Origin of the sequence: Kribbella sp. NPDC003557 (genome assembly GCF_040610805.1) — a bacterium.
Classification (GTDB): domain Bacteria; phylum Actinomycetota; class Actinomycetes; order Propionibacteriales; family Kribbellaceae; genus Kribbella.
Genome location: NZ_JBEXMY010000010.1, coordinates 64,043 through 89,344 on the forward strand (window position 1 = coordinate 64,043; position 25,302 = coordinate 89,344).

Sequence of the window (25,302 nt, forward strand, 5' to 3'; positions counted from 1 at the left end):
GAGTTTTCTCCGTTTACCGACGATAGCACTAACTGGAGGTTTCTCCACTTATGCGGGCGGATGCTGCGCGCAAGCGCGAGCAGGTGGTGACGGCGGCCGTCGACGAACTCGGCGAGCTCGCCATAGCGGCACGGACCGGCGCGCCGGTGCGGCTGTCGCTGGACAGCGTTGCGGCGCGGGCTCAGGTCGGGGTGGCGACGCTGTACCGGCACTTCCCGACCCGCGAGGCGCTGCTCGCGGCGGTCTACCACCAGGAGCTGACCCGCCTGTGCGAGACCGCGCCCGGGCTGGCGGCTGCCGGACCGGCAGACGAGGCGTTGCTCGCCTGGATGCACCGCTACCTCGACTTCGTCGATTCCAAGCGGGCGATGGGCGACGGCCTGCGTGCCGTGGTCGCGTCCGGCGCCGTCACGCAAGCCGACACCCGGGCACGGTTGACCGAAGCCGTCGCGCCGTTCCTGGAGGCCGGCGCGGCCGCGGGCACGCTCCGGTCGGACGTGCCGCCGGGCGATGTCGTCACCGCCATGGCAGGTGCCGTGTTCGCGGCGGCGCCTGATCAGCAACGGGAGCAGGCGGAGCGCCTTCTCAGGCTGCTCGTCGACGGGCTTCGGCCGCGCTAGGCGAAGGACTGGGTGCCGATGACGCGGAGGAGGTCCAGTTTCTCGCGGGCGTCGGTGCCTTCCAGCGGCAGGAACGCTCGCACTCGCAGGTCGGCCGCAGGTGTCAGGAGCGTCTCGCAGGTCAGGTCCAGCTCGCCGATCTCCGGGTGCAGGAACCGCTTGCGGGGCAACCGGCGGACAGCGACCTCATGCAGCTCCCACAGCGCGCGGAACTCCGCGCTCCGCTCGACGAGCGCGTCGACCAGCTCGATGACGTCGCGGTCCCCCATCCGGCGTGAGTAGGTGCCGCGCAGGTCGGCGACGTGGGCGGCCGAGTGCGCGTCCCAGTCCTCGGCGGGGAAGATCTGCCGGATGGCCGGGTCGGTGAACCAGAGCCAGGTCAGGTTCCGGGCGAGACCGGTGCCCGGGTAGCGGCCGATGACGGCATCGGCGAGGGCGTTCTGCCAGAGCACCTCGTCGAGGTCGGTCACGATGAAGACCGGGATGTCGACGAGACGTTCGACGAGGCCGATCAGGCCGGGGCTGATGTGCCGCCCCGCCCGGCGCAGCGGCGGGGTGAAGCCGGCCAGGTGGTACAGGTGGTCACGTTCGTCCAGGTCGCAGCGCAGCGCACGGGCGAGGCCGGCGATGATCGGCTCCGACGGGTTCGCGCCGCGGGACTGCTCGAGACGCGAGTAGTAGTCGGTCGACATCCCGGCGAGCTGGGCGACCTCTTCGCGGCGCAGGCCCGGCGTACGGCGGCGCGCGCCGTCCGGGAGGCCCACGTCGCCCGGGTGCAGCAGCTCCCGGCGCCGGCGGAGGAAATCGGCCAGGCCGTCACGATCGGTCACACGTTCCATGATGCGCGACACGCAAAACCGTATCCAGGGACGACCTGTCCGTGGATGAGGTGGGCCTTCTCCGCGCCCGCCGGCGGCAGCAAGGTGGAGGTGACCAAGGAGGATCAACCATGCATTACCGCACGCTCGGCCGGACCGGTATCAAGGTCAGCCCGTACGCCCTCGGCGCCATGATGTTCGGTGCCGTCGGCAACGACGACCGCGACGAGTCGGTCCGGATCATCCACACGGCGCTCGACGCCGGGATCAACTTCGTCGACACCGCCGACATGTACTCGCACGGCGAGTCCGAGACGATCGTCGGCGAGGCGCTCAAGGGCCGCCGCCAGCACGTCGTCCTGGCCACCAAGTCGCACCTGCCGATGGGTGACGACCCCAACCAGCGCGGCAACTCGCGACGCTGGATCATGACCGCCGTCGAGGACTCGCTGCGCCGGTTGCAGACCGACTACATCGACCTGTTCCAGATGCACCGGCCGGATCCGGAGACCGACGTCGAGGAGACGCTGTCCGCGCTGACCGACCTGATCCGCAGCGGGAAGGTCCGCGCGATCGGTACGTCGACCATGCCCGCGAGCGAGATCGTCGAGGCCCAGTGGGTCGCCGAGCGCCGCGGTCTCGAACGGTTCCGCACCGAGCAGCCGCCGTACTCGATCCTGAACCGCGGGATCGAGCGCGAGGTGCTCCCGATGGTGCAGAAGTACGGGATGGGCGCTCTGGTCTGGAGCCCGCTCGCGGGTGGCCAACTGACCGGGCGGGCACCCTCGGACCTGCGGCGTACGGCGATGTTCCGGCACATGTCCGACCAACGCCGCCTCGACGCCGTCGAGCAGCTGGGGCCGGTCGCCGACGCCGCCGGGCTCAAGCTCACCCACCTGGCGATGGCGTTCGCGATCGCGCACCCGGCGGTGACGTCCGCGATCATCGGGCCGCGCACGATGGAGCACCTCGACGACGCACTGGCCGGCGCCGACGTCGTCCTCGGCGACGACGTGCTGGACCAGATCGACAAGATCGTCCCGCCGGGCACCGACGTCGGCCGCCTCGACATGGACTACAACACCCCCGCGATCCTCGACGCAGGACTGCGGCGCCGGAGCCTCGGCGACCGGCCCGCGGCCTAGCGGTCCCTGGTCCTGGCACTCCCAGGGACAGCGGGACCTGGTTGCACCGGTGGCGATCGCGGATCCTCGGTGGTGGGACCACTGAAAGGACTGTTGCCATGAGCAAGCTCGCTCTCGTCACCGGAGCCACCTCCGGTATCGGCCGGGCGTTCGCCGAACGTCTCGCGGCCGACGGCTACGACCTGATCGCCGTCGGCCGCGACACCGGGCGTCTCGACCAGCTCGTCGAGGCGTACCCGGACGTCAAGATCTCGGCGGTGGCGGCCGACCTCTCGACCCTCGACGGCATCCGGACCGTCGCCGGCCCGGCCGCCGCCGAACCCGTCGACCTGCTGGTGAACAACGCCGGCGTCGCGCACTACATGCCGCTCGCCGAGCTGCCCGCGGACAAGGCGGCCGAGCTCGTCATGGTCAAGGTTCTGGCTCCCACCCTGCTGACCCGGGCCGTGGTCGGCGGGATGCAGCAGCGCGGCAGCGGGTCGATCGTCAACGTGGGCGGGATGATCGCGTTCAGCGGACCGGCGCCGAGCAGTGTGATGCCACGACGCGCCGTGTACGCCGGCGCGCTCGCGGACCTGCTGGCCTTCTCCCAGACCCTGAGCGCCGAACTGGAAGGCACCGGCGTCCGGGTGCAGGCGCTGCTGCCCGGCGTCGTCGCCACCGAGTTCCACACGCGTCAGGGGCTCGACCTCAGCGCGATCCCGCGGATGAGCGCCGAGGACGTCGTCACGGCGAGCCTGCGGGGCCTCGAGCTCGGCGAGACGGTCACGGCTCCAGGAGTCGAGGACGTGAGCCTCCTGGAGACCGTGTTCGCCGCGGACCTGGCCGCGTTCGGCGGCCAGAGCCCGCGGCTGGCGACTCGTTACCTCAGTTGAAGCAGTCGAATCAGTTTGAATCAGTTGTACGTCGCGGTGACGTGGTAGACGCGGCCGCCCCAGCCGTCGTCGGGGAACGAGTCCGAGATCCGTACGTAGCCGGCCTTGTCGGCGCCGAGGTGCGACGTCAGGTCGAAGGTCCGGACGCCCTTGTTCTCGCCGTCGTGGTACGGGGTCGTCTCGGTCGCGACCGTGGTCCAGTTCTGCCCGTCACCGCTGACCTGGATGACGAACTGATTGTCGATTGTCAACGATACGGATGCCGACGCGGCGTCGGACGGGAACGGGAAGCGGTAGACGAAGTACGAGTGCCCGTCGGCGAACCGGTTCTGGACGCCGTTGCTCTGCGACCCGTCCGCGTCCCACAGCCACGGCGTCTCGGCCGCCGTACCGGTGTCGAAGTCGGCCGTGTGGGCGATCAGGATGTCGGAGCGGGTGCTGTACGACAGCTGCGATCCGGAGGTCACCGTCGCGGTCACCGAATGCAGCCCGTCCGCCGTCCCCGCGGGGATCGTCACGTCGAGCTCGACCGAGGTCTGCACCGGCTCCGCGTTGCCGCGCGTCCGTAGCGTCACGGTCGAACGAGCCGGCGTGACCGTCCAGCCGGACGGAGCGGCCGCTTGCACGACGGCCTGGATCCGGTCGCCGACCGGGCCGGTTGCCTGCACGTCGACCTTGACCTTCACGTGCGTCCCACTGCCGGTCGCCGGCATCACGACGGGCAGGGCGGGATCGGTCGTCGCGGACAAGGACCGCGTCGGTGGCGTGGCCGGTGCAGCGGCGATCAGGGCGCTGAGCGCACTGGCCTGGGTACGCCAGTCGAACACGTTCGGGGTCGCGCCGGACCACCGCACGCCGAGCCGGTCGGACGCGTCGCGGTCGTTGTTCCAGACCGTGGCGGCCTGCTGTGCGACGAAGTCGGTGTAGCGACGGTCGCGCGTGGTGTCGGCGAGATCCATCCAGTAGCGCATGAAGATGCCCTTGAACTGCTTGCCGTTGTCGTCACACGTGCGGCCGGGCACATCGCAGGCCTCGGTCAGCACCCCGTCGGTCACCAGTCCGCCGGGAGCGATCGCCGCGTCGGCCAACCGTCGTACCGTGGTCAGCAGTTTCGGGTCGCGGGTCGCGCGGTAGAGCTCCAGGCCGGCGCCGATCGCGAGGCCCTGGTTGTAGCTCCAGACCGTGTCGCCGTTGCTCTCGCAGTTGCTGCGCAGGCCGTCGTTGACGAGGCCGGCCGAGTTGATCATGCCGCTGCCGGTGAACCAGGTCCACCCTTCCTTCGCACGGCCGAGCCAGCGCTTGTCACCCGGCATGCGGTTGTGCAGCTCGGCGGTGAGGCGGATCCACAGGCCGTTGGTGACGGCGTTCTTGTAGGTGCGCTCCCCGTCCCACCACACGCCCCCGCCGCACGAGCTCGGGTCCCAGTAGCCCTCGACGTACTCGGCGATCGTGACCGCCATGTCGAGGTACTTGCGGTTCTTGGTCAGGTCGTACGCCTGGATCCAGGTCAGGCCCCACCACTCGGAGTCGTCGATGGCGCGACTGGTGAAGTTCCCGAGCAGCGGGTCGCCGGACAGGTAGCCGGCCGGGAACACGCCCTTGTCCTTCTCGAACGTGTTGTCCAGCTGCGGCAGGTAGCGCCGGTCGCCCGTGCGCTGCATGTAGTCGCCGATGGTCTGCAACGCGACCGCCGAGTTCCACCAGCTGGACGGGAACCAGGCCTTGTTCGGCTCGTACGAGCTCATCAGCTGGTCGGCGGCGACGCGCGCGCGGGCCACCGCGGCCGCTCCGTCGGCCGCACCCGCGGCACCCGCGGGTTGGGGTACGAGGGCCGCGGCGAGCAGGACCGCTCCGGCCGTCAGAACCTTCAGAATCTGCACACGACGATTCACACGATCTCCTCGAGATGCTTCGTGGCGGCTCGGCTCACCGAGGTTTGGAAACGTTTCGAGCATGTATCGTCGCCGCCCCAGACAACGATGTCAATGGTGAATGTCAGCATCTCGCCGGTACCAGCCCGCGAGATGCTCTAAGTCTACTAATTGACTGAACTTAAACTGATTTGCATGACCTTCCTCTGGTACATCCCGAACCAGGTCGATCCCGGGCACCGTGGGGACGACGCCGTCCAGGGACACAACAGCATCGAGCGGCTGACGGAGCTGGCGCGGCTCACCGAGGAGCACGGGTGGGGTGGCGCGCTGATCGGCACCGGATGGGGCCGGCCGGACACGTTCACGGTCGCGACCGCGCTCGCCGCGCGGACCACGACGTTCCAGCCGCTGGCCGCGATCCGGCCCGGGTACTGGCATCCCGCCCATTTCGCGTCCGCGGCGAGCACCCTCGACCAGCTCAGCGGCGGGCGACTGCTGATCAACATCGTCTCCGGCCAGGACAACCTCGCGGCGTACGGCGACAGCGAGGGCGACCAGCCGCAGCGGTACGCGCGGACGAAGGAGTTCCTCCAACTGGTCCGGCGGTTGTGGACCGAGGAGGACGTGACGTTCGCCGGGGACTACTTCTCCGTGACCGGCTCCACGGTCGCGACGCGTCCCGTCGTACGGGAGGGCCGGCCGCATCCCCGGTTGTACTTCGGCGGCGCGTCGGACGCGGCACAGCGGGTCGCCGCGACGGACGCCGACGTACAGCTGTTCTGGGGTGAGCCGCTGGACGGCGTCGCGGAACGGATCGCGCGGCTGCGCTCACTTGAGCAGGAACTCGGTCGCGCGCATGCGCCACTCGAGTTCGGGTTGCGAATCACGACGCTGGTTCGGGACACGACCGATCAGGCATGGGCCGACGCGGAGGCGAAGGTCGCCGAGATGGCGGAGAAGCAGGGCTCGCGGGACCGGCGGTGGTTCAAGGCGGTCGGTCAGCAGCGCCTCCTCGACCTGGCCGAACGCGGCGAGGTCCTCGACGACAACCTCTACACCGCTCCGGCCAAGTACGGCGGTGGCGGCGCCGGGACGACGTGGCTGGTCGGCTCCCCCGACGACGTCGCCAAGTCCCTGAACAAGTACCGCGACCTCGGCATCACGCACTTCATCCTCTCCGACACCCCGTACCGCGAGGAAACCGTCCGCATCGGCGACCAGCTCCTTCCGCTGCTCGACTGAGCCGCAGGACTGGAAGGATGTGCTCATCGCTTGACGAGCGCGTGCCGACTGTGATCGGTTGATTACCGAGCGCCAACGGTGGGTATGTGCCGTGGTGAGGCATGTGAGGAGCACTGATGGTCGAATATCTGCCCCGGTCCGCGTGGAACGCGCGGCCGCCCAACGGCGGACCGGGGAACCTGACCGTGTCGCGCGTCGAAGGCGCGGTCATCCACTGGCCGGGCACCGGCTCGACGAGCGTCATCCACACCAAGGCTGCCGTCGCATCTGCGTTACGCGGCTGGCAGGACTACCACATGGACACCCGTGGCTGGTCGGACATCGCGTACCAGGTCGCCGTCGACCAGGCCGGCCGGGCCTGGACGCTGCGCGGCCTGCGCACCCAGTCCGGGGCCAACGGCGACACCGACGTCAACGAGCGGTACGGCGCGATCCTGCTGATCCTGGTCACCGGGGAGCAGCCGTCGGCCGCGATGAAGGCGACCACCCGCGCGGTGATCGCCGACTTCCGCAGAATCTATCCCCGCGGTACGGCGATCCGGCCGCACTCCGCGGTCCGCCCGGAGCCCACCGACTGCCCCGGCGACCCCGCCCGCGCCGCGATCGCCCGCGGCGAATTCACCCCTGGCCACTCGGAGGACGACGACATGACCCCGGCCCAGATGCAGGAACTGAAGAACTTCATCGAGGCCCGGACGCAGGCCTACGCGCTCTGGACCCACCGGCAGCTGCGCAAGGACCTGTCGGCGGTGGTGAAGGCGTACGCGCTCGACATCAAGAACTACGAGCGCCAGACCGACGCCGCCGACGCCGCGCGGGCCGCCGCCGCGGTCTGGGCGACCGCCCCGAACAGCCTGCAGGCCGACGGCCCGGCACCGCAGGAGCCGGCCGCTCCGGACCCGAACGCCGATCCGGGGCTCAGCCTCCCCGACCTCGACCCGTTCCCGGACGCCCCGGCCGACGAAGCGTCGGCCGACGCCTCCAAGTAGACGGGCTCCCCGACCAGGTCCTGCCGCGGCTGTCGGCGGGACCTGGTTGGCTGTACGGATGGATCTCACGGAACTGTCGGAGCGACTGGAGAAGATCTCGGTCGGGTACGGCGAGCACCTTGGCTTCGACCGCGACCCGGACTGGTTCCTGCTCAAACTGCAGGAGGAGGTCGGCGAGCTCACGCAGGCGTACCTCCAGCACACCGGCCGGGCGCGGGCCAAGGGCGCGACGCCGGACGGCATCCGCGAGACGTTCCACCAGGAATTCGCCGACGTGCTGTGCCAACTGCTGCTCTTCGCGCGCCGGCACGACGTCGATCTGCCGCGCGAGATCGAGCGGAAATGGCTGGTCTACGAGGCCTGAGCGCTGCGGCCCGGCCGGGCGTTCCTGATCAGCAGGCCGAGCACGACGAACGGCGCGAGGGCGACCAGGATCGCGATCGGGATCCCCAGCCACGCCGGTAGCGTGAAGCCGGTCTGCAGCGTCACGGCGAAGTACACGAAGACGAAGCCGAACGGCCAGACGAGGGTGCCCAGCAACTTCTCGCCGCGGGTCCACCGGTCCGACGTCCAGAGCAGGATCGCGCCGACGACCCAGCCGACCAGCGCGAGGAACCCACCGAGCGCCAGCAGCGCCAGGGCCAGGATCTCCCGGCCACGGAACGTCGGCAGGTACCGATCGACCAGCACCAGCCCGTCGGTGGACGCCGCGACGAGCTCGTCCGGATCGCCCAGCCGCTGGAGCATCCTCCGGACGTCGTCCTCCGACGTCGCACCTGCCGCACGGGCCTCCGCGATATGCGACTCGACGTCCGCCAGCAGGTCCGTACGCCGGGACTCGGGCAGCGGCTCCGCCGCCTCGGCCAGGTACTTCAGGTACGCGTCGACGAGACGATCCCCGCCGTGCTGCACATTCACCCCCGTGCCTCCTTGGGGACCCGCGCCTCCACGAAGAGGGCGATGTACACCGCGAGCTCGATCACGCCCATGATCAGCATGCTGATCCAGAGCGGCGGCTGGAAGAACTCCGCGCCGAGCGCCGCGGCCCACCCGAGCGGCCACGCCAGCGTGCCCACGACCTTCCAGGGCCAGGTCCAGCGGTTCGACGCCCACAACAGCCAGACACCGATCAGCCAGCCGACCACGAACAGGAACGGCCCGAACACCAGCAGCGCCAGCGCGCCCCAGTCCCACGGCCGGAGGCGCGGTTCGGCGCCCTGCACTGTCCGACCGCCAGTCATTTCCACGTTCATCCCCGTCTCCCACTCTCCAGGATCGCGTCGACCGAGGCGCAGAACCGTTGCCAGTCCGCCGTGAACGCAGCCAGCGCCTGGCTGCCCTCGGCCGTCGATGTGTAGTAGCGCCGCGGCGGCCCGGACTCGGACTCGCGCCAGCTCGTCTCCACCAGACCCTCCCGTCGCAGCCGAGCCAGCAGTGGATAGATCGTGCCTTCGGTGGTCACCAGTCCGTCGACCTCGCCCAGCGCCTTCACCAACTCGAAACCGTAACGAGGCTCTCCCTGCAACAGCGCCAGGACGCAGAACTCCAGCGTCCCGCGGCGCAGTTGCGTGAAGACCTTCTCCGCTACCATGCGAGACAAGGTACCTGTCCGCGCCAAGATCCGGCAAGGATGATTGCCGCGTCAGGCGGTCTTCGGGCGGACGGCCAGCATTCCGAGGAGCACGACGGACGAGACCACCACTACCCAGAGCGGGCTGAGGTTGAGCAGGACCGGCGCCAGGCACAGGACCAGCAGGTCGAAGCCGCGGGCGGGCTGGGAGAACAGGCCGGGCGGGATCGCGCCCATCGGTGACGTGACCAGCGGGCCGGCGTACGACGGGGGCCGGGCGGACGCCTGCCGGACGGTGCCCGTGATGATGCCGGCGGCAACGGCGAAGGAGGCCGACGCGCTGCCGATCGCCGGGTACGCGCAGGCGGACCAGAAGAGCGTGAAGAGGCCCGGGACGACCGCCATCATCACCCGCAGCTCGCGGAGGTCCCAGCCGAGCGCGCGGACGAGCCCGGTGGAGCGGCAGGCGGTACGGAGCCCGTCGAGCATCGGCCGGACGGCGATGAAGCCGGCGATCGCGGCGGCGACCGGGACGAGGACGTGGAAGCCGGCGCCGTGGACGGCGTACGGGACCACGAGCAGCGCGAACGCGACGGCGAGCCGCCGGGGCCAGCGCAGGATCCGGCGGAACTCACGATGCACGATCGCGGCGCCCTGCGCGCCCCGCCCGCGGCTCGAGCGAGCCCGCCCCTTGAGCCGCCAGTGCCGGCCGGCGATCACGTCCCCGAGCATGCTGATGTCCAAGCTGCTCGCAGCACCCGCCAGCCCGGCCAGCAACTCCCCACCCGCGATCACACTGATCCGCCCCAGCCGATCCAACGTCCGCGAGACGAGGAAAGCCAGCACGGTGCACACGACGACCAGCGCCCCGCCCACCAGAACCCAGGACAGCTGACCGGAGGTCAACCCGCCGCTGTCGCGGACCTCCCCGAAGCGGAGCGTCGGATATCCGTAGGTGTCGACGAGCTCGGTGCGGGAACCGACGAACTCCGAGGCCGACAGGACTCTGTTGCTGAACTGGTCCTCGCGCGGCCGAAAGGCCAGAATGACCGCGGGGATCACGGCGGCCGCCAGCAGTAGGTCAGCCACTCTCAGGGCCCACTTGGAGCGGCGGGTGGTCTGTTGTGCCCAGACTGTCGCGACGGCCGCGCAGATCAGTGCCGCACCGATCAGTACCGCTGCCAGGAGCACGTCGATCAGGGACGCTCCCAGGAGGGCCCACACCAGCGCGCCGATGACGACGCCGATGACCGCGACGGATCCCATCACCAGCCGGTACGCCGGCCGCAGCAATGACGCTCGGTCGACCGGGGTCGCCAGCAGCCAGAAGCCGGTCGCGCGCGACGCCGACACCGGGCCGATCGCGAGCAGCACCCGGATGGTGATTGCCAGCAGCAACGGTACGGCGATCCACGGCATCCAGTCGGTGAGCCGGCCGCACGTCTGCGACGTACAACCGGAGGCGTTCGAGTTCAGGTGCCGGACGACATTGCCGCCGGTCGCGCCCACCATCGCGATCGTGAACAGGACCAGGTAGACGTCCTCGAAGATCTCCCAGAACGACCGGTCCGCGTGCTGCCGCCGCGTCGTCCGCATCCACCGCCGCAGCGACCGCGACGACGGGATCGCCCCGAAGTCCGCCGGATCGAACTGCACCGGCCCGTCGGCAGCGCTCATGGCAGCGGGGTGAGCGTGACGACGGAGTCCGCGACCGTCTCGACGAGCTCCGGGTCGTGGCTGGCGAACAGGATCGCCGTACCGGACTTCTTCTCCGCGACGAGGCGCTCCGACAGCCACTTCACGCCGTCGGTGTCGAGCCGCGCCTCGGGTTCGTCGAGCACCATCAGCTTGCGCGGGCGGACCAGCGCGGTGGCCAGCGCGAGCCTGCGGCGCTGGCCGGACGACAGCGAGCCCGGCAACTGGTCGGCGGCCGGTAGCAGGCCGATGTCGTGCAGGATGGTGTCCACCAGGTCCTCGGGCGAGGCGTTGCCGTGCGCGCGGGCGAGCAGGTCGAGATGCTCGGCCGCGGTCAGGTCCGGGAAGAAGTCCAGGTCGTCGAGCAAGGTGGCGACGTCCCGGCGGACCGCGTCGGCCCGCTCGTCGATCGGTGCGCCGTCGAGCAGGATCTTCCCGGCGGCCGGTTCGGCCGCGCCGACGATGCACTTGAGCACGGTCGTCTTGCCGGCGCCGTTCGGGCCGACCAGCGCGATCGCCCGGCCGGCCGCCAGCGTGAACGTCAGGCCCTCGATGACCGGCCGGTCGCCGTACTTGTGCTGCAGATCCGCCACCGCGAGCCGGGGCGCCGCCTTCTTGCTCACTTCTTGCGGACCAGCGTCAGTCCGTCGCCGATGCCGAGCATGACGACGTCGACCCGGTCGTCCTGCGCGACATGCGCGTTGAACTCCTTGCGGTCGGCGGGCCCGTCCTCGTCAATCACCCGGCCGCCGGCCAGCGTGTTGTCGAACAGCAGCAGCCCGTTCGGCCGGATCAGCGGCAGCACGGTCTCGAAGTACCGGATGTACCAGTCCTTGTCGGCGTCGACGAAGGCCAGGTCGAACTCGCCGTCGAGCTTGGCCGCCGACTCGTGCGCGTCGCCGATCCGCAGGTCGATCTTCCCCGCGACGCCGGCCCGCTCCCAGTACTTGCGGCCGATCGAGGTCCACTCGTCGCTGACGTCCAGGCAGATCAGCTCACCGTCGTCCGGCAGGCCGCGCGAGATCGCCAGCGCGGAGAAGCCGGTGAACGTGCCGATCTCGACCGCCCGGCGGGCGCCGATCAGCCGGGTCAGCGTGGTCAGCAGACCGGCCTGGTCCGCGGTCGTGAGCATCCCCGCGGGGCTGCCGAGCTGCTCGGTCTCGGCGCGCAGTTCGGTCGCGATCTCGTCCAGCGGCATGCCGTGGGCGAGCATGTAGTCGTGCAGTTCCTCGGTCACCGGCACCTGATGGCCCATGGAAATCCACCCCTCCGTGTATTAGATCGGTCGCCTGTAGTCTCTATGGGTTGTTCGTTGGCCTGACACCCACCCCACCTCGAGGGAGCACCCCGCATGCGCATCGCCGTCGCCGGCTCGATCGCGACCGACATCCTGATGACGTTCCCGGGCCGGTTCAAGGACCAGTTCCTCGAGGAACAGATGCACAAGGTCTCCCTGTCGTTCCTGGTCGACGAGCTGGTCGTGCACCGCGGCGGCGTCGGCGCGAACATCTGCTACGGCATGGCCCAGCTCGGGTTCCCGTCGCTGCTGGTCGGCTCGGTGGGCGCCGACTTCGCCGAGTACGGCGCGGCGCTGACGGCGGCCGGCGTGGACATCTCGCACGTCCGCGTGTGCGCGAACGTACACACAGCGCGGTTCACCTGTACGACAGACCTCGACGCGAACCAGATCGCCTCGTTCTACACCGGCGCGATGGCCGAGGCGCGTGAGCTCGACCTGGGCGCGATCCATCAGGCCGCTGGTGGTGTCGACCTGGTCCTGATCGGCGCCGACGACCCGGACGCGATGCTCAAGCACACCGAGCTGGCCAAGCAGCACGGGATCGCCGTCGCGGCCGACCCGTCGCAGCAGATGGCGCGGATGGACGGCGACGACATCCGCAAGCTCGTCGACGGCGCGGCGTACCTGTTCAGCAACGAGTACGAGGCCGGCCTGATGGTGCAGAAGACCGGCTGGAGCCACGACGAGATCCTCGCGCGGGTCGGCGTCCGGATCACCACCCACGGCGGCGACGGCGTCGTGATCGAGGACGCCACCGGGATCCTGGCGAAGGTCCCGGCCGTCCCCGCGCCGAACCTGGTCGACCCGACCGGCGGCGGCGACGCCTTCCGGGCCGGCTACCTCACCGGTCGCGCCAACGGTCTCGACCACGAAGCCGCCGCGCACCTCGGCTGCACGCTGGCGACCACGGTCCTGGAGACGGTCGGCACCCAGGAGTACAGCCTCGACCACCCGACGTTCCTGGACCGGCTCACCGGCGCGTACGGCGCCGACGCCGCCAGCACCGCGAAGCAGGCGCTCGGCGCGATCGCCTGACGGCGAACCGTCAGAGGCGCGCGAGCGCGCCCGTCTGCGCGAGGAGCGCGAAGCGGTCCGGGCAGCCCCAGTGCTCCACGATCCGCCCGTCGACCACCCGCGCCTGCTCGAACAGCGCCATGTCGATCGGCGCGTTGCTCGGCGGCCCGAAGAACGCCCCGGTCGCCGTACCCCGCGCCCTCCCCCGGGCCCAGACCAGGTCGCCGACGACGACCGAGTCCTCCAGCGTGTAGACGATGTCCGGCATCAGCTCGTGCACCTGCCGGATCGCGGCTCTGACCTGCTCCCGCGCCTGCTCCCCGTGACCGGCCAGACCGAACTGGTGCTCGATCAGGTCCGGCGCACACACCTCGTCGACGATCGCCGCGTTCCCGGTCGCGAACCCCTCGTGCAGGATCCGTTCCAACACCGCCAGCGGTTCCATGTCCCCTCCCGTTTGCACTAATGATGCACTCGATGCAGTGTTACTGCACTGAACACAGTGATAGTGTGCCGACGTGGCCGAACCTGTCAAGACCTACCGCCAGGTGCAGGCGGAGGAGACCCGGATCCGGATCGCGCAGGCCGCGCGCCGGCTGTTCGCCGCGCAGGGGTACGGCGCCACGAGCATCGACGCGATCGCCAAGGAGGCCGGTGTCGCGACCAGGACCGTGTACTCGGCGTTCGGCACCAAGCGCGAGATCCTGTCGCTGATCTGCGACCAGTGGCTCCGGGACGCCGGGGCGATCGAGCGCGCCGAGCAGGTGCTCGCGATCGCGGACCCGGTCGACCGGCTGGTCGGCGCGGCAGGCTGGCTGACCAACCTGTACTCGGCCGGCTTCGACGTCGTGCTGATCTTCGAGGCCGCGACCGACGAGAGCCCCGAGACCAAGGCCCTGCTGCGGTCGAAGCTCGCCGGCCGCAACCAGGTCATGGACGCGATGATCGCGTCACTCGAGGACGTACTGCGGGTCCCGCTCGCGCAGGCCCAGGCCGTTTACCGCGCCCTGGCGGCGCCCGGCGTGTACCAGGAGCTCGTCGACGAGTCCGGGTGGACGCGCGCCGAGTTCGAGACGTTCGTCGCGGACTCGCTCCGGCGTCAGTTGCTCTGAGAGCGGGCCCACAGACCCCGCACGTGGCCGATGTGGCGCCGCATCAGTTGCTCGGCGCCCTCGGCGTCGCCGGCCTCAACGAGGTCGAGCAGGTCGTGGTGTTCGGTGGCGGACGGGACCAGCCGGCCGCTCTCGACCAACGGGGTCAGGCCGAGCAGCCGGGTCTGGGAGCGCAGGTCCGACACGACGTCGACGAGCTTCTGGTTGCCGGAGTACGCGAGCAGCGTCACGTGGAAGACCCGGTCCGCCTCGATGTAGGCGATCAGGTCGCCCGCCTCGGCCGCGACCACGATGTCGTCGGCCAGCCGGCGCAGCCGCGGGTAGTCCTTCGCCGGGATCGCCGGGACGACGTCACGGATCGTCGGCGGCTCGATGAGCTGCCGGACCGCCGCGACGTTGTCCAGGTCCTCGTCGGACACCTCGGTGACCCGGAACCCCTTGTTCCGCAGCGAGATCACCAGGCCCTCGCGGACCAGGTCGAGCATCGCCTCGCGGACCGGCGTCGCGGACACCCCGAACCGCGCGCCGAGCGTCGGCGCCGAGTACACCTCCCCCGGCTTCAGCTCGCCGGAGATCACCGCCGCCCGCAGTGCGTTGGCGACACTGTCGCGCAGGTTCTCGCGCTGCGCCAGCCGCCGTACGCTCGGCAGCGGCCCGATCGAATCGGCAGCCATGGTTCACCTCCTGGGTCGCCGCCTATTGTGAAGGACCGGACCTCACCGGTCGCGGACGCCACCCCCGATCGCCGCGACCAGCTCGGTCAGCCGCTCGAACACCCGGTCGGCGCCGAGGCCGTCGTGCTCGTACTCGTTCGTCACCCAGGCCTGCACGTTCCCGACCCGGCGCGCGGTGTCCAGCTGCAGCCCGGCGTCGACGTACATGTCGTCGAAGTACACCGCGGCCGCCACGGGGACGTCGTTGGCCGCGAGCCGCTCGAGGTCGTACAGCTCGGACCACCGCGGCCGTTGCGCGAGCAGCTCGACCGCGCCCTGGAACGGCCGCAGCCCGCGGATCTCGGCGAACATCCAGGGGTACATCATCTCGCCGGTGAACAGCAGCGGCCGCGCGTCCTCCGCGAACTCGGGATGCCGCGCCCGCTCCGCCTCGGCCGCCCACGCCGTCGCTCCGTCACCCGAGCCGTAGATGCTCTCCTGCAACGCCGCGAACAGCGGGTTCCCGAGGTATGACGAGAGGCCGAGCGCCTGGCCGAGGAACGTGTCGGAGAGCTCGTCGCCGTCGAAGGCCTCGTCGACCAGCCAGTGGATGCGCTCGTACCCGGGCTTCATCCCGAAATCGATCCCGAGCGACTGGAACCGCCGGACCGTCAGGCGGTCCCCGTCCGGCAGGCGTACGTCATCCGTCGCGAGCCGGTCCGCGATCCGGCCGACGCGTTCCACGTCGTGCGGGTAGCGCCGGTAGAACTCGCGGTTCTTGGCCGCGACGCGCGGATAGGTCCGCCGGTACACCTCCGCCGCGGACGGGTCGATCGAGGCGAGCCCGCCGGTCACGTAGCAGGCGGTGAGACCCTCGGGCGCCTTCGACAGGTAGGTGAGGGTCAGGAAGCCGCCGTAGCTCTGCCCCAGCGTCGACCAGCGCTTGCCCTTGAAGACGGTCTTTCGCACGTGCTCGGCGTCCGCGACGATCGAGTCCGCCCGGAAGCAGGCCAGGTAGTCGGCGCCCTCCTCGGCCGACATCGACGCCATCCGCCGGCCGCTGACCGGCGTACTGCGACCGGTGCCGCGCTGGTCCAGCAGCACGACCCGGTACTTCTTCAGCGCCTGCCCGATCCAGCCGTCCGCGCCGGTCGGCCGCGGCCCCTTCCCACCGGGCCCGCCCTGCAGGAACAGCAGGCACGGCAGGTCCTCGTCCTGCCGCGTCGGATCCACCAACTCCCGCGCGAACACCGTGATCGACTCGCCCGGATTCGCCCAGTCCAGGGGTACCGGCACGGTGTGCTCACGGACATGCATCCGAGGAATCGTGTAGCTGGTCATCCCGCCTCTTTCTGCCTGCGCCTGGCGTCCCACTCCGGGTTGATCCGCGGTACGGCGGCCAGCAGCGTCTTGGTGTACTCGTCCCGGGGATCGCCGAACACCTGGTCCCGCAGCCCCGTCTCCACGATTCTGCCCCGGCTCATCACCGCGACCCGCTGCGAGATCTGCCGGACGACGGCCAGGTCGTGCGCGATGAAGATGTAGCTGAACCCGCTCTCGCGCTGCAGCCGCACCAGCAGGTCCAGCACCTGCGCCTGGATCGACACGTCGAGCGCCGACACCGCCTCGTCGCAGATCACCAGCTTGGGGTTCACCGCGAGCGCCCGGGCGATGCCGATCCGCTGCGCCTGGCCGCCGGAGAACTGCGCCGGGTACCGCCGGCAGTGGTCCGGGTTCAGGCCGACCCGCTCCATCAGCTCCTGCGTGAACGCCCGCCGGCCGCCCTTGGGGGTGATCCCCTGGTAGGTGAGCGGCGCGGTGACGATCCGCTCGACCGTGTACCGCGGGTTGAGCGACGAGAACGGGTCCTGGAACACCACCTGCACGTTGTTCCGGAACGTGGCGAGGTCCTTGCCGCGGGCCTTCGTCACGTCCTGCCCGTCGAACACGACCGTGCCGGCGGTGGGCTCGAGCAGCCGGGCCGCGATCCGTGCGGTCGTCGACTTGCCGCTGCCCGACTCCCCCACGATCGCGAGCGTCTCGCCCAGCTCGACCTCGAAGCTCACGTCGTCGACCGCGGTGAACGTGGACCTGCGGGCCATCGCCCCTTCGCCCCGGGTGACGAACTCCTTCGTCACACCGCGCACCTCGAGCAAGGTCATGACGCCGCCTCCTCCTCGATGCCGTCGTCGATGCCGTCGTCGATGCCGTCGTCGATGCCGTCGTCGATTCTGGGGACGGCGTCCAGCAGCATCCGCGTGTACTCGTGCCGCGGGTCCGAGAACACCTGCTCCGCGGTCCCGTACTCGACCGGATCACCCGACCGCATCACCAGCACCCGCTCGGCGATCGAGCTGATCACCGCGAGGTCGTGGGTGATGAACATCATCCCGGTCCCGGTCGTGGACTGCAGCTCGCCGAGCAACTCCAGGATCTGGGCCTGCACCGTGACGTCCAGCGCGGTCGTCGGCTCGTCCGCGATCAGCAGCGACGGCGAGCAGCACAGCGCCATCGCGATCATCACGCGCTGCCGCATACCGCCGGAGAACTGGTGCGGGTAATGGTCGACCCGCCGCCCCGCGTCCGGGATGTGCACCCGCTCCAGCGCCTCGATCGCGACCTTCCGGGCCGCGCTCCGCGAGCCGCCGCGGTGTGTCCGGTACATCTCGGCGATCTGCAGACCCACCGTGTAGTACGGGTTCAGCGACGAGAGCGGGTCCTGGAACACCATCGAGATCGCGTTGCCCCGCACGAATCTGAGGTCGCGGTCCGAGCGCCCGAGCAGTTCGGCGCCGTCCAGCGTGACGCTTCCCGACGTACGGGCACCTGGTGGCAGCAGTCCGAGGACGGCGAGGGCGGTCATCGACTTGCCCGAGCCGGACTCGCCGACGATGCCCACCGTCTCGTCCCGGTCGACCGTGAACGAGACGTTCTTGACCACGTCGACCGGTCCGCGGCTGGTCGGCAAGGTGACCGTCAGATTGTCGACAACGAACAATGCGTCGCTCATGCCGACACCACCCGGACCCGCGGATCGAGCGCCGTGTACAGCAGGTCTACCACCACGTTGCCGACGACAACGAAGAAGGCGGCCAGCAGGGTCACCGCCATGATCACCGGCTGGTCGTTCTTGGCGATCGAGTCGGCGGCCAGCTTGCCGATCCCGTTCAGGCCGAACACGGTCTCGGTGATCAGCGCGCCGCCGAGCAGCCCGGCGAAGTCCATCCCGAAGATCGTGGTGATCGGCGTCAGCGCGGGCCGCAGCGCGTGCCGGCGCAGGATCAGCGCACCGCTCAGCCCCTTCGCCCGCGCGGTCCGGTAGTAGTTCTCGGCCAGGGTGTCGATGACGTTGCTGCGGGTCAGCCGTGCGTACAGACAGGCGTACCCGACGGCGAGCACGACCCACGGCATCAGATACGACTCCAACCAGACAAGAGGATTGTCGACAAACGACACCGCCGAGGGAAACGGCAGGAGCTGCAGCTTCACCACCAGCACGTACTGCAGCACCAGCGCGAGCACGTAGTTCGGAACGCTGACGCCGCCGAGCGCGAGGCCCATCCCGGTCCGGTCCCACCACGTGCCCTGCTTGACCGCGCTGACCAGACCACCGATCACGCCGGCGAGCAGCCAGAGCACGGCGGCGCCGACGGCGACCGTGATGCTCACCGGCAGCCGCGCGGTGAGCATGCTCCACACCGACTCGTTGGTCTGGAAGCTGTACCCGAGACACGGCGCCGAGCAGTGCACCGAGCCGTAGTCACGACCCGCGAAGATCCCGCTCAAGAACTGCCAGAACTGGGTCAGCAGCGGCTGGTTCAGCCCGAGCACGTCGCGGATCGAGTCGATGCGTTCCGGCGTACACGTCTTGCCGCAGATCATCACCGCGGGATCCGGCGAGAGCTTGAAGAAGATCAGGTACGTGAACAGGCAGACGGCCAGCAGGATCAGGACGACGCCGCCGAGCCGCCCGAGGACGTAGCGCGTCATGCCGCCTCTCCTTGGTCGATCAGGCTGCGGACCTTGTCGCCGAGAACCGTCAGCGAGAGCACGGTGAGGAACAGGAACGTGCCGGGGATCGCGAAGAACATCGGGTCCACCGAGTACCAGCTCACCGAACTGGAGATCATCTGGCCCCAGGAGGCGGTCGGCGGCGAGACGCCGACGCCGAGGAACGACAGGCCGGCCTCGGTGCCGATGAAGCCGGGGATCGCCAGCGTCGTCATCACCACGATCGACCCGCGCAGGTTCGGCAGGATCTCGCGGAACACGACCTGCGCGTCCTTCGCCCCGGACGCCCGCGCCGCCTCGACGAACTCGCGGTTGGCCAGCGTCATGGTCTGCCCGCGGATCACCCGGGCCAGGTACGGCCAGCCGAACGCGCTGATCACCACGACCAGCAGCACCGGCCGGTTCCCCGACGGCAGCGACGACAGGATCGCGATCATGAAGATCAGCGCCGGGAACGCCATCAGGAAGTCCATCAGGCGCGAGATCACCTGGTCGACCCAGCCGCGGTAGAACCCGGCGAGCATGCCGAGCACGACGCCGAGGATCCCGGTCAGCAAGGTTGCCGACAAGGAGATGGTGATCGATACGCGGGCGCCGTAGACGATCCGCGCGAACAGGTCACGGCCGTTCTGCGGCTCGACACCGAACCAGTGCGAGCCGCTGATCCCGCCGAGCGCACCATGCGGTACGCCGCCCAGGTCTGAGTTGATCGCGGCCGAATCGAACTGGTACGGCCCCCAGCCGCTGAGCTTGGTGATCAGCGGCGCCGCCACGGCCATCAGCACCACGATCCCCAGGAACACCAGGCAGGCCAGCGCGCCCTTGTCCTGCGTGATCCTGGTCAGGATCCGCCGGCCCGAGGTGGGGGGTGCCGAGGGCTCCGACAGTCCCGCCTCCTCGACCTCGATCAGTGCCGGGGTGGTTGTCACTTCGAGGCGTCCTTCAGCCCCACGGACACCAGGTCGATGCCACCGGAGAAGCCGTCGTGCAGGTACGCGCCGGCGATGTTGCCGCCGACCAGCATCAGGACCTTCTCGTAGAGCAGCGGCACGATCGGGGCGAGCTCCATGATCTGCTTGTCCAGTTCGCCGTACGCCTTGTTCGCGGCCTGGACGTCGGTCAGCTTGGCGATCTCGTCGATCTTCGCGTTCACCGCCGGGTCGTTCAGCTGCGCCAGGTTGGTGTTGCCCTTCGGGGTGATGTTGCGGCCGTCGAACAGCGGCGGCAGGAAGGTCTGGCCGGACGGCCAGTCCGGGCACCAGCCGGTGATCGCCGCGTCGTGCTGCTGCGACGTCGTGCCGATCACCTCGTAGTACGTCGCGGTGTCGATGGTGTTGATCTTCACGGTGATCTTCAGCGGCTCCAGCGCCTGCTGGATCGCGACCGCCATCGCCTGCATCTTCGGCTGCGCCCGGGTGTCGAGCGTCATCGTGAAGCCGTCCGCGAACCCGGCCTCGGTGAGCAGCTTGCGGGCGCCCTCGACGTCACCCTTGTGATCCGGGCTCGGGTACGGGTCGTAGTCCAGGCGGCCGGCGATGGTCGGCGGCTGGATGGTGTTCGCGATCTCGGCGAGCGCCGACCCGCCGTCCGCGTCCCGCACCGTCTGCTTGTTCACCGCCAGGTTGATGGCCTGGCGGACCTTGACGTTGTCGAGCGGCTTCTTCGTGGTGTTCAGGCCCATGTACGTCGTACATCCGCCGAGCCCGGTCATCGTCCGCTGCTTGAGCTGCGGCGTCTGGATCCGGGCGACCGACGCGGCCTGGACGGTGCCGGCGATCGCGTCGGCGTCGGTGCCCTGACCGGCGATCATCCGCTCGTCGATCGTCGCCGGGTCCAGGCCGAACGTCCACTGGAACGCGTCCGGGTTCGCCGTCCGCACGTCGTCGGTCTTCTTGTCCCACTTGTCGTTGCGGACCACCTTGAGCGACGCGCCCGGCTTGTACTCGGCCAGCTTGTACGGCCCGGACGCGATCGGCTTGCTGTCCAGTGCGTTGCCCGCGCCCTGCCCCTTCGGCACCGGCGTGAACGTGTTCTGCGCGACGACGCTGCCGAAGTCCGCGAACGGCTTCTTCAGGTGGAACACGATCGTCTTCGCATCCGGCGTCTCGATGGTCGGCAGATCACCGGACTTGTACGGGCCCTGGTACGACGCGGGCGCCTCGATCAGCTGCTTCGCGTACGGCGAGCCGATGCCGATCTCCGGGTCCCACGCGCGCGAGACGCCCCACTTCACGTCCGCGCTGGTGATCGGCGCGCCGGTCTCGAAGAACACGCCGTCCTTCAGCGTGAAGGTCCAGGTCTTGCCGCCGTCCGACGGCTTGCCGGTGTCGGTCGCGAGGTCAGGCACGATCTTGGTGCCCTCGGCCCCCGGTGCCGCGCCCTGGGTGGTCAGCGTGCGGTAGATCAGCCGGTAGAAGTTGTTCACGCCGCCGTCGAAACCGCGGGCCGGGTCGAGGTGCGAGAACGCCGCGTTCGCGAGCACCTGGAGCGTCCCGCCCTCGGCGGCCTTGGCACCGGGCCCGGCGGCTTCGCCCTTCGCGCCCGACGCACCGCCGCCGCACGCGGTCAGCGCGAGCGCGGCCGACGCCACGAGCCCCACCAGCATGGAAGTTCTCTTCATCAGTCTTCTCTTTCGGTTCGCAGCCACACACGCATGGCCAGGGCCTGACGGTTTCCCCAGAGGAAGTACGGCACCAACGTCACCGGTACTTCGTCGACAGCGGTTTCCCGGGTTGTTCCGGTGATCACCGGGTAGAGCTCGGGCGACGGGACCGGCGCGACGCCGGCCGTCAGCCCCAGGACGATGTGGTCTTCCCGCTCGCTCGCGGTCGCCGCGCGGACGGCCGCCGGACGAACCAGCAGATCGTCCACCGGCGCCGCCACATCTTGTTGCTCAACGCAATAAACCAGCGGACCGCGGGCGACGGCGATCGCGCCCCGGGTCGCGTCCAGGTACGGATGGGATCCATGCGCCCGGGGCACCATCGGCAACGTCAACCGCACAACGTCACCGGCAACGAATGTCCGACGCACGACGACCCACCCGTCCTTCTCCACCTGCGCGTCTCCCGGCCCGCCGGGGGCCAGCAGGTCCGCCGGCCCGGACGGCGTCGTCAGCGTCGCGTCCTGCGCCCACCGGGGGACGCGGAGGGCGATCGCTCGCTCCTCGGCCGGTGCGTCCTCGACGGTCAGCGTGACCTCGCCGTCCCACGGGTAGCCGGTGGTGATGTCCACGGTGAGGTCTTCGGTGCTGATGCGTGCGTCGGCGTAGATGCCGACGTACAGGACGTTGTCCCGGGCAAGTGCTACGTGGTCCTGGAGTTCGGACATCCAGCGGATGATGTTGGGCGGGCAGCACGGGCAGCCGAACCAGGCGCGGCGCAGGAGTTCGCCGCCGTCCTCGGCACCGGAGCGCTGCTCGTGGTCGGGGCGGCGCTGCAGCGGGTTGTCGTAGAAGAACGCCGTACCGTCGGCCGAAAGCCCTACCGCGTAAGCGTTGTAGAGCACCGTCTCGTAGACGTCCAGGTACTTCGCCTGCCCGGTCGCGCGGAACATCCGCCACGCCCACTGCATCGTCGCGATCGCCGCGCACGTCTCGGCGTACGCCCGTTCCGACGGCAGCTCGTACCGGTCGCCGATCGCCTCGTCGGAATGTCTGCTGCCGAGCCCGCCGGTGAGGTACAGCTTGGTCCCGACCATGTCGTCCCACAGCCGCTCGAGCGCCGCGAGCAGCGTCGGATCCCCGGTCTCCAGGTGTACGTCGGCGGCGCCGGCCGCGAGGTACGCCATCCGTACGGCGTGCCCGGTGACGGACGGCAACTCGTGGAACGGCACGTGGTCCTGGAAGTACTCCCCCGGGAAGATCGTGTGCTTGAGCTTCCCGCGGCCGCGGCGGTCGACGAACAGCCGGGCCTGCGTCAGGTAGTCCTCGTCACCGGTTTCTCGATAAAGCTCGACCAGCGCCATCTCCACCTCGGGATGACCGTCGACGACCTGCTCGCCGTCGGCGCCGTACTTCCGGACGACGAGATCCGCGAACCGCCGGGCGATTGTCAACAATCTGCCGTCCGACAATCGACGCTGCGCCGCGACCGCGGCCTGGATCAGGTGGCCGAGGTTGTAGAGCTCATGCCCCCAGCCGAGGTCCGACCAGGGCTGCTTGGGCTGGTCCGGGTCCTGGAAGTACGAGTTCAGGTAGCCGTCCTCGGCCTGCGCCTGCTCGAGCAGCTCGACGACCTCGTCGAAGAACTCCCGCGCTCCGGCCGGCGCGTCGTCCGCACCGACCTCGTAGGCGAGACCTTCGAGGGTCTTGTAGAGATCCGTGTCCAGGAACGGATACCGCCCGCGGTACGGCCCGACCGACGGGCCGGCCAGCCGGCGCAGGTTCTCCAGGTTCCCGGCCTTGCGCAGCTCCGCGATCGCGTGCGGGATCGTCGCCCGCCGGTTCCGCACCTGCCAGTCGTGCAGCAACCCATCGGTGAGCTGCACGTCGACCTCTGTACCGTGTGACATTGCACAGACCTTAAGTGCAATGTCACACCTTGCCAACCCCTCCCGGAAGACGTTTACACGCCGGAAACGATCCACGCCCGCGACAACCTGGTGGCCCTCTCAGGCGGGATCGTGTGCGTGTGACCGCTCCGCTCGACCTGCGCCGTTCACCGGCCAAGCCTGCTGCCGGCAATCTGTTTCGTGTCACGGCTGTGGTGAGTTTTGTCAGCATCCCGTTGCTGTGGGTTGCCTACCTGGCTGTTCCGCCGGAGCGCGTTCCTTGTCAGGACCATCCCTGTCCGCCGTCGATCGACGTGGTGAGACGGTCGGCGGAGCCGCTGCACATCGTGCTCGCGGCCGCGGGCGCGGAGCTTGCCGTGATCGCCTGTTATCTCGTGCTCGCCGCCGCACGGCGGACGCTCGACCTGCGGGCCGGTCTGCGATGGTCTCCTGCCGCGCTCGCCGTCGTAGCGCTCGCGGTCGGCAGCTTCGGGTGGCTGATGGACAACGGCGCCGGACTCAGCTTCAACGCCGCGGAACTCATATTCCTGATCCTGCTCGGCGCGTGGCTGCTCACGCCGCTGATCCTGCGCGTCGTACAACGTGGCGATCGGCGCGCCGTGGTCCCCGTCGTCATCGGCCTGGCCCCGACCGCTCTCGGCAACGCGCTGCTGATCAACAACGACCCGCTCGTCGTCCCGATGGCGCTGCCCGCAACCATGCTCGTGGTCGGCGTGATCACCGTCATGGTCCGACGCCGGCGCCACTGAACTCACAGTCGCGGGTCGATCGGCCCCGACTCGAGCGCCGGTACGGCGAAGACGCCTTCGTGGCTGCGCCCCACCGATCCGCCACGGCGGCGCGGGGCGCGGGGTGGGGGTGCGGGGTGCGGCGGAGCGCGGCAGAGCGCGGGCGTCTTGGGCTGCGATGCGGGGTGGGGCGGGGTGAAGTGCGGAGCGGCGTGGGGTTCAGGGGCGGCGTGAGGTCCAGGACGGCGTGAGGTCCAGGGCGACGTGAGGTCCAGGGCGACGTGAGCTGCAGTCCGGGGCGGCGTGACGTCCAGGGCGACGTGAGCTGCGGTCCGGGACGACGTGGTGCGAGGCTGCGTGGTGCGGGGCGGCGTGGTGTGCGGGGCGGGGTGATGTGGGCGGCGTGGTGGTGTGGGCCGCGTGGTGTGCGGGGCGGGGTGGTTTGGGCGGCGTGGTGTGGCCCCGTTGGGCGGCAGGGTGGTCTGGGTGACCGTCCTGCGCCTTGACGTTGACCGGCCGCCGCCCAGGCCTGCGGGCAACCTGTTTCGTGTCGCTGCGGCGGTCGCGGCGCTGTCGGTACCGCTGGCTCTCGCGTCCTATGTCCTGCAGGTCGCGACTGGTGCGGGGCAGTGCTCGCCGCAGCCCGAGTGTCAGGAGCTCATCCTGCCCGAGGTCTTCAGCGCGTTCGTCCTCAGTACGACGGTCGGCGCCGAGTTCGTGCTGGTCGGTTGCTATGTCGCGCTGGCGACGGCACGCGGCAGGCTCGCGCGGGGCGCCGCCCTCCGCGCGTTGCCCGCCGTGCTCGGTGTGGTGATCCTTGCCGTCGCAGGCCTCGTAGGCTGGCTGGAAAAGCCCTCCAACCACCCCGGCGATGCTCCAGTCGGAACCGGCTATCTGATCCTGCTCGGTCTGTGGGTGCTCGCTCCGCTGGTGCTGTACGGCGTCCATCGTGGCGACCGGGGTGCACCGATTCCAACGGCACTCGCGCTGGTGCCCACGGCGTTCGTCAGCGTCGGCGCGCTCCCGAAGGTCCCGCTCGCCGGGTTGCCTCCCGTCATGCTCGTGCTCGCCGTCGTCACCGTCGCACTCGTCCGCCCTCGCCGGTGAGTCAGAGGCGCCCGTGAGCCATGCGCCGGCCAGTCAG

Annotated in this window: 27 protein-coding genes; 10 read left to right on the forward strand and 17 right to left on the reverse strand. The window is 69.8% G+C overall.

The window, feature by feature from the left end; translation table 11 throughout:
• The first annotated feature begins 50 nt into the window (after positions 1-50).
• Entirely contained in the window at positions 51-620 is a 570-nt protein-coding gene (locus ABZW60_RS35180; RefSeq protein WP_355484365.1) for a helix-turn-helix domain-containing protein, read from the forward strand.
• Here the strand turns inward: ABZW60_RS35180 and ABZW60_RS35185 are convergent.
• A complete protein-coding gene (locus tag ABZW60_RS35185) occupies positions 617-1,450 on the reverse strand; it encodes a helix-turn-helix transcriptional regulator (RefSeq protein ID WP_355484367.1) in 834 nt (277 codons plus the stop codon). The genes ABZW60_RS35180 and ABZW60_RS35185 overlap by 4 nt on opposite strands.
• 119 nt (positions 1,451-1,569) lie before the next feature.
• On the opposite strand from ABZW60_RS35185, the gene ABZW60_RS35190 reads away from it, so the two are divergent.
• Positions 1,570-2,583: an aldo/keto reductase gene (locus tag ABZW60_RS35190; protein ID WP_355484369.1), complete on the forward strand. Its 1,014-nt coding sequence runs from the start codon at positions 1,570-1,572 to the stop codon at positions 2,581-2,583.
• A gap of 98 nt (positions 2,584-2,681) precedes the next feature.
• Positions 2,682-3,458, forward strand: a complete 777-nt coding sequence (locus ABZW60_RS35195) for an SDR family NAD(P)-dependent oxidoreductase (protein WP_355484371.1) — start codon at positions 2,682-2,684, stop codon at positions 3,456-3,458.
• A gap of 20 nt (positions 3,459-3,478) precedes the next feature.
• Here the strand turns inward: ABZW60_RS35195 and ABZW60_RS35200 are convergent, their stop codons facing one another.
• Positions 3,479-5,350: a glycoside hydrolase family 76 protein gene (locus ABZW60_RS35200; RefSeq protein WP_355484373.1), complete on the reverse strand. Its 1,872-nt coding sequence runs from the start codon at positions 5,348-5,350 to the stop codon at positions 3,479-3,481.
• Positions 5,351-5,524: 174 nt separating this feature from the next.
• Between ABZW60_RS35200 and ABZW60_RS35205 the strand changes: the two genes are divergently transcribed.
• The 3 genes from ABZW60_RS35205 (at position 5,525) to ABZW60_RS35215 (ending at position 7,927) form a co-directional block, all read left to right on the forward strand.
• Positions 5,525-6,574, forward strand: coding sequence for an LLM class flavin-dependent oxidoreductase (locus tag ABZW60_RS35205; RefSeq protein WP_355484375.1), 1,050 nt, complete (start codon positions 5,525-5,527; stop codon positions 6,572-6,574).
• A gap of 116 nt (positions 6,575-6,690) precedes the next feature.
• On the forward strand, positions 6,691-7,563 hold the full coding sequence (locus ABZW60_RS35210; protein WP_355484377.1) for a peptidoglycan recognition family protein: 873 nt from the start codon (positions 6,691-6,693) through the stop codon (positions 7,561-7,563).
• Between the two features lie 58 nt (positions 7,564-7,621).
• Positions 7,622-7,927: a pyrophosphatase gene (locus ABZW60_RS35215; protein WP_355484379.1), complete on the forward strand. Its 306-nt coding sequence runs from the start codon at positions 7,622-7,624 to the stop codon at positions 7,925-7,927.
• On the opposite strand, the gene ABZW60_RS35220 is transcribed toward ABZW60_RS35215, so the two are convergent.
• From ABZW60_RS35220 to ABZW60_RS35245, 6 genes are read right to left on the reverse strand one after another with little or no spacing between them, the layout of a single operon-like run.
• Positions 7,915-8,481 carry a hypothetical protein gene (locus ABZW60_RS35220; protein ID WP_355484381.1) on the reverse strand — a complete coding sequence of 189 codons (567 nt, stop codon included), beginning with the start codon at positions 8,479-8,481 and terminating at the stop codon, positions 7,915-7,917. The genes ABZW60_RS35215 and ABZW60_RS35220 overlap by 13 nt on opposite strands.
• Positions 8,478-8,804, reverse strand: a complete 327-nt coding sequence (locus tag ABZW60_RS35225; RefSeq protein WP_355484383.1) for a hypothetical protein — start codon at positions 8,802-8,804, stop codon at positions 8,478-8,480. The genes ABZW60_RS35220 and ABZW60_RS35225 overlap by 4 nt, the downstream gene beginning before the upstream one ends.
• An 8-nt stretch (positions 8,805-8,812) precedes the next feature.
• Complete coding sequence (locus ABZW60_RS35230; RefSeq protein WP_133781728.1) at positions 8,813-9,154, reverse strand: PadR family transcriptional regulator; 342 nt, start codon at positions 9,152-9,154, stop codon at positions 8,813-8,815.
• 51 nt (positions 9,155-9,205) lie between these two features.
• A complete protein-coding gene (locus ABZW60_RS35235) occupies positions 9,206-10,810 on the reverse strand; it encodes a DUF6297 family protein (protein WP_355484385.1) in 1,605 nt (534 codons plus the stop codon).
• Positions 10,807-11,451, reverse strand: coding sequence for an ABC transporter ATP-binding protein (locus ABZW60_RS35240; protein ID WP_355484386.1), 645 nt, complete (start codon positions 11,449-11,451; stop codon positions 10,807-10,809). Before ABZW60_RS35240 ends, ABZW60_RS35235 begins: the two co-directional genes overlap by 4 nt.
• On the reverse strand, positions 11,448-12,083 hold the full coding sequence (locus tag ABZW60_RS35245; RefSeq protein WP_355484388.1) for a class I SAM-dependent methyltransferase: 636 nt from the start codon (positions 12,081-12,083) through the stop codon (positions 11,448-11,450). The genes ABZW60_RS35240 and ABZW60_RS35245 overlap by 4 nt, the downstream gene beginning before the upstream one ends.
• A 96-nt stretch (positions 12,084-12,179) precedes the next feature.
• Here ABZW60_RS35245 and ABZW60_RS35250 point away from each other — a divergent pair, with 96 nt between their 5' ends.
• Positions 12,180-13,163, forward strand: coding sequence for a carbohydrate kinase family protein (locus ABZW60_RS35250; protein WP_355484390.1), 984 nt, complete (start codon positions 12,180-12,182; stop codon positions 13,161-13,163).
• 10 nt (positions 13,164-13,173) lie between these two features.
• On the opposite strand, the gene ABZW60_RS35255 is transcribed toward ABZW60_RS35250, so the two are convergent.
• Positions 13,174-13,587, reverse strand: coding sequence for an ester cyclase (locus tag ABZW60_RS35255; RefSeq protein WP_355484392.1), 414 nt, complete (start codon positions 13,585-13,587; stop codon positions 13,174-13,176).
• A 73-nt stretch (positions 13,588-13,660) separates the two neighbouring features.
• Here ABZW60_RS35255 and ABZW60_RS35260 point away from each other — a divergent pair, with 73 nt between their 5' ends.
• Complete coding sequence (locus ABZW60_RS35260) at positions 13,661-14,254, forward strand: helix-turn-helix domain-containing protein (RefSeq protein ID WP_355484393.1); 594 nt, start codon at positions 13,661-13,663, stop codon at positions 14,252-14,254.
• Here ABZW60_RS35260 and ABZW60_RS35265 read toward each other — a convergent pair.
• The 8 genes from ABZW60_RS35265 to ABZW60_RS35300 are packed head-to-tail and all read right to left on the reverse strand — an operon-like array spanning position 14,242 to position 23,430.
• Positions 14,242-14,928 (reverse strand): GntR family transcriptional regulator, encoded by a 687-nt coding sequence (locus ABZW60_RS35265; RefSeq protein ID WP_355484395.1) that lies wholly within the window; start codon positions 14,926-14,928, stop codon positions 14,242-14,244. The genes ABZW60_RS35260 and ABZW60_RS35265 overlap by 13 nt on opposite strands.
• A gap of 42 nt (positions 14,929-14,970) precedes the next feature.
• The gene (locus tag ABZW60_RS35270; protein WP_355484397.1) at positions 14,971-16,224 is read right to left on the reverse strand and encodes an alpha/beta fold hydrolase; all 1,254 of its coding nucleotides are present in this window, start codon (positions 16,222-16,224) and stop codon (positions 14,971-14,973) included.
• Positions 16,225-16,244: 20 nt separating this feature from the next.
• Complete coding sequence (locus ABZW60_RS35275; protein WP_355484399.1) at positions 16,245-17,069, reverse strand: ATP-binding cassette domain-containing protein; 825 nt, start codon at positions 17,067-17,069, stop codon at positions 16,245-16,247.
• Entirely contained in the window at positions 17,066-17,917 is an 852-nt protein-coding gene (locus ABZW60_RS35280) for an ABC transporter ATP-binding protein (protein WP_355484401.1), read from the reverse strand. The genes ABZW60_RS35275 and ABZW60_RS35280 overlap by 4 nt, the downstream gene beginning before the upstream one ends.
• Positions 17,914-18,897, reverse strand: a complete 984-nt coding sequence (locus ABZW60_RS35285) for an ABC transporter permease (protein WP_355484402.1) — start codon at positions 18,895-18,897, stop codon at positions 17,914-17,916. The genes ABZW60_RS35280 and ABZW60_RS35285 overlap by 4 nt, the downstream gene beginning before the upstream one ends.
• The gene (locus ABZW60_RS35290) at positions 18,894-19,847 is read right to left on the reverse strand and encodes an ABC transporter permease (RefSeq protein ID WP_355484404.1); all 954 of its coding nucleotides are present in this window, start codon (positions 19,845-19,847) and stop codon (positions 18,894-18,896) included. Before ABZW60_RS35290 ends, ABZW60_RS35285 begins: the two co-directional genes overlap by 4 nt.
• Entirely contained in the window at positions 19,844-21,538 is a 1,695-nt protein-coding gene (locus ABZW60_RS35295; protein ID WP_355484405.1) for an ABC transporter substrate-binding protein, read from the reverse strand. The genes ABZW60_RS35290 and ABZW60_RS35295 overlap by 4 nt, the downstream gene beginning before the upstream one ends.
• Positions 21,538-23,430, reverse strand: a complete 1,893-nt coding sequence (locus tag ABZW60_RS35300) for a beta-L-arabinofuranosidase domain-containing protein (protein ID WP_355484407.1) — start codon at positions 23,428-23,430, stop codon at positions 21,538-21,540. The genes ABZW60_RS35295 and ABZW60_RS35300 overlap by 1 nt, the downstream gene beginning before the upstream one ends.
• A 296-nt stretch (positions 23,431-23,726) precedes the next feature.
• On the opposite strand from ABZW60_RS35300, the gene ABZW60_RS35305 reads away from it, so the two are divergent.
• Positions 23,727-24,179, forward strand: coding sequence for a hypothetical protein (locus ABZW60_RS35305; RefSeq protein ID WP_355484408.1), 453 nt, complete (start codon positions 23,727-23,729; stop codon positions 24,177-24,179).
• 465 nt (positions 24,180-24,644) lie between these two features.
• Positions 24,645-25,265, forward strand: a complete 621-nt coding sequence (locus ABZW60_RS35310) for a hypothetical protein (protein WP_355484410.1) — start codon at positions 24,645-24,647, stop codon at positions 25,263-25,265.
• Positions 25,266-25,302: the final 37 nt, after the last annotated feature.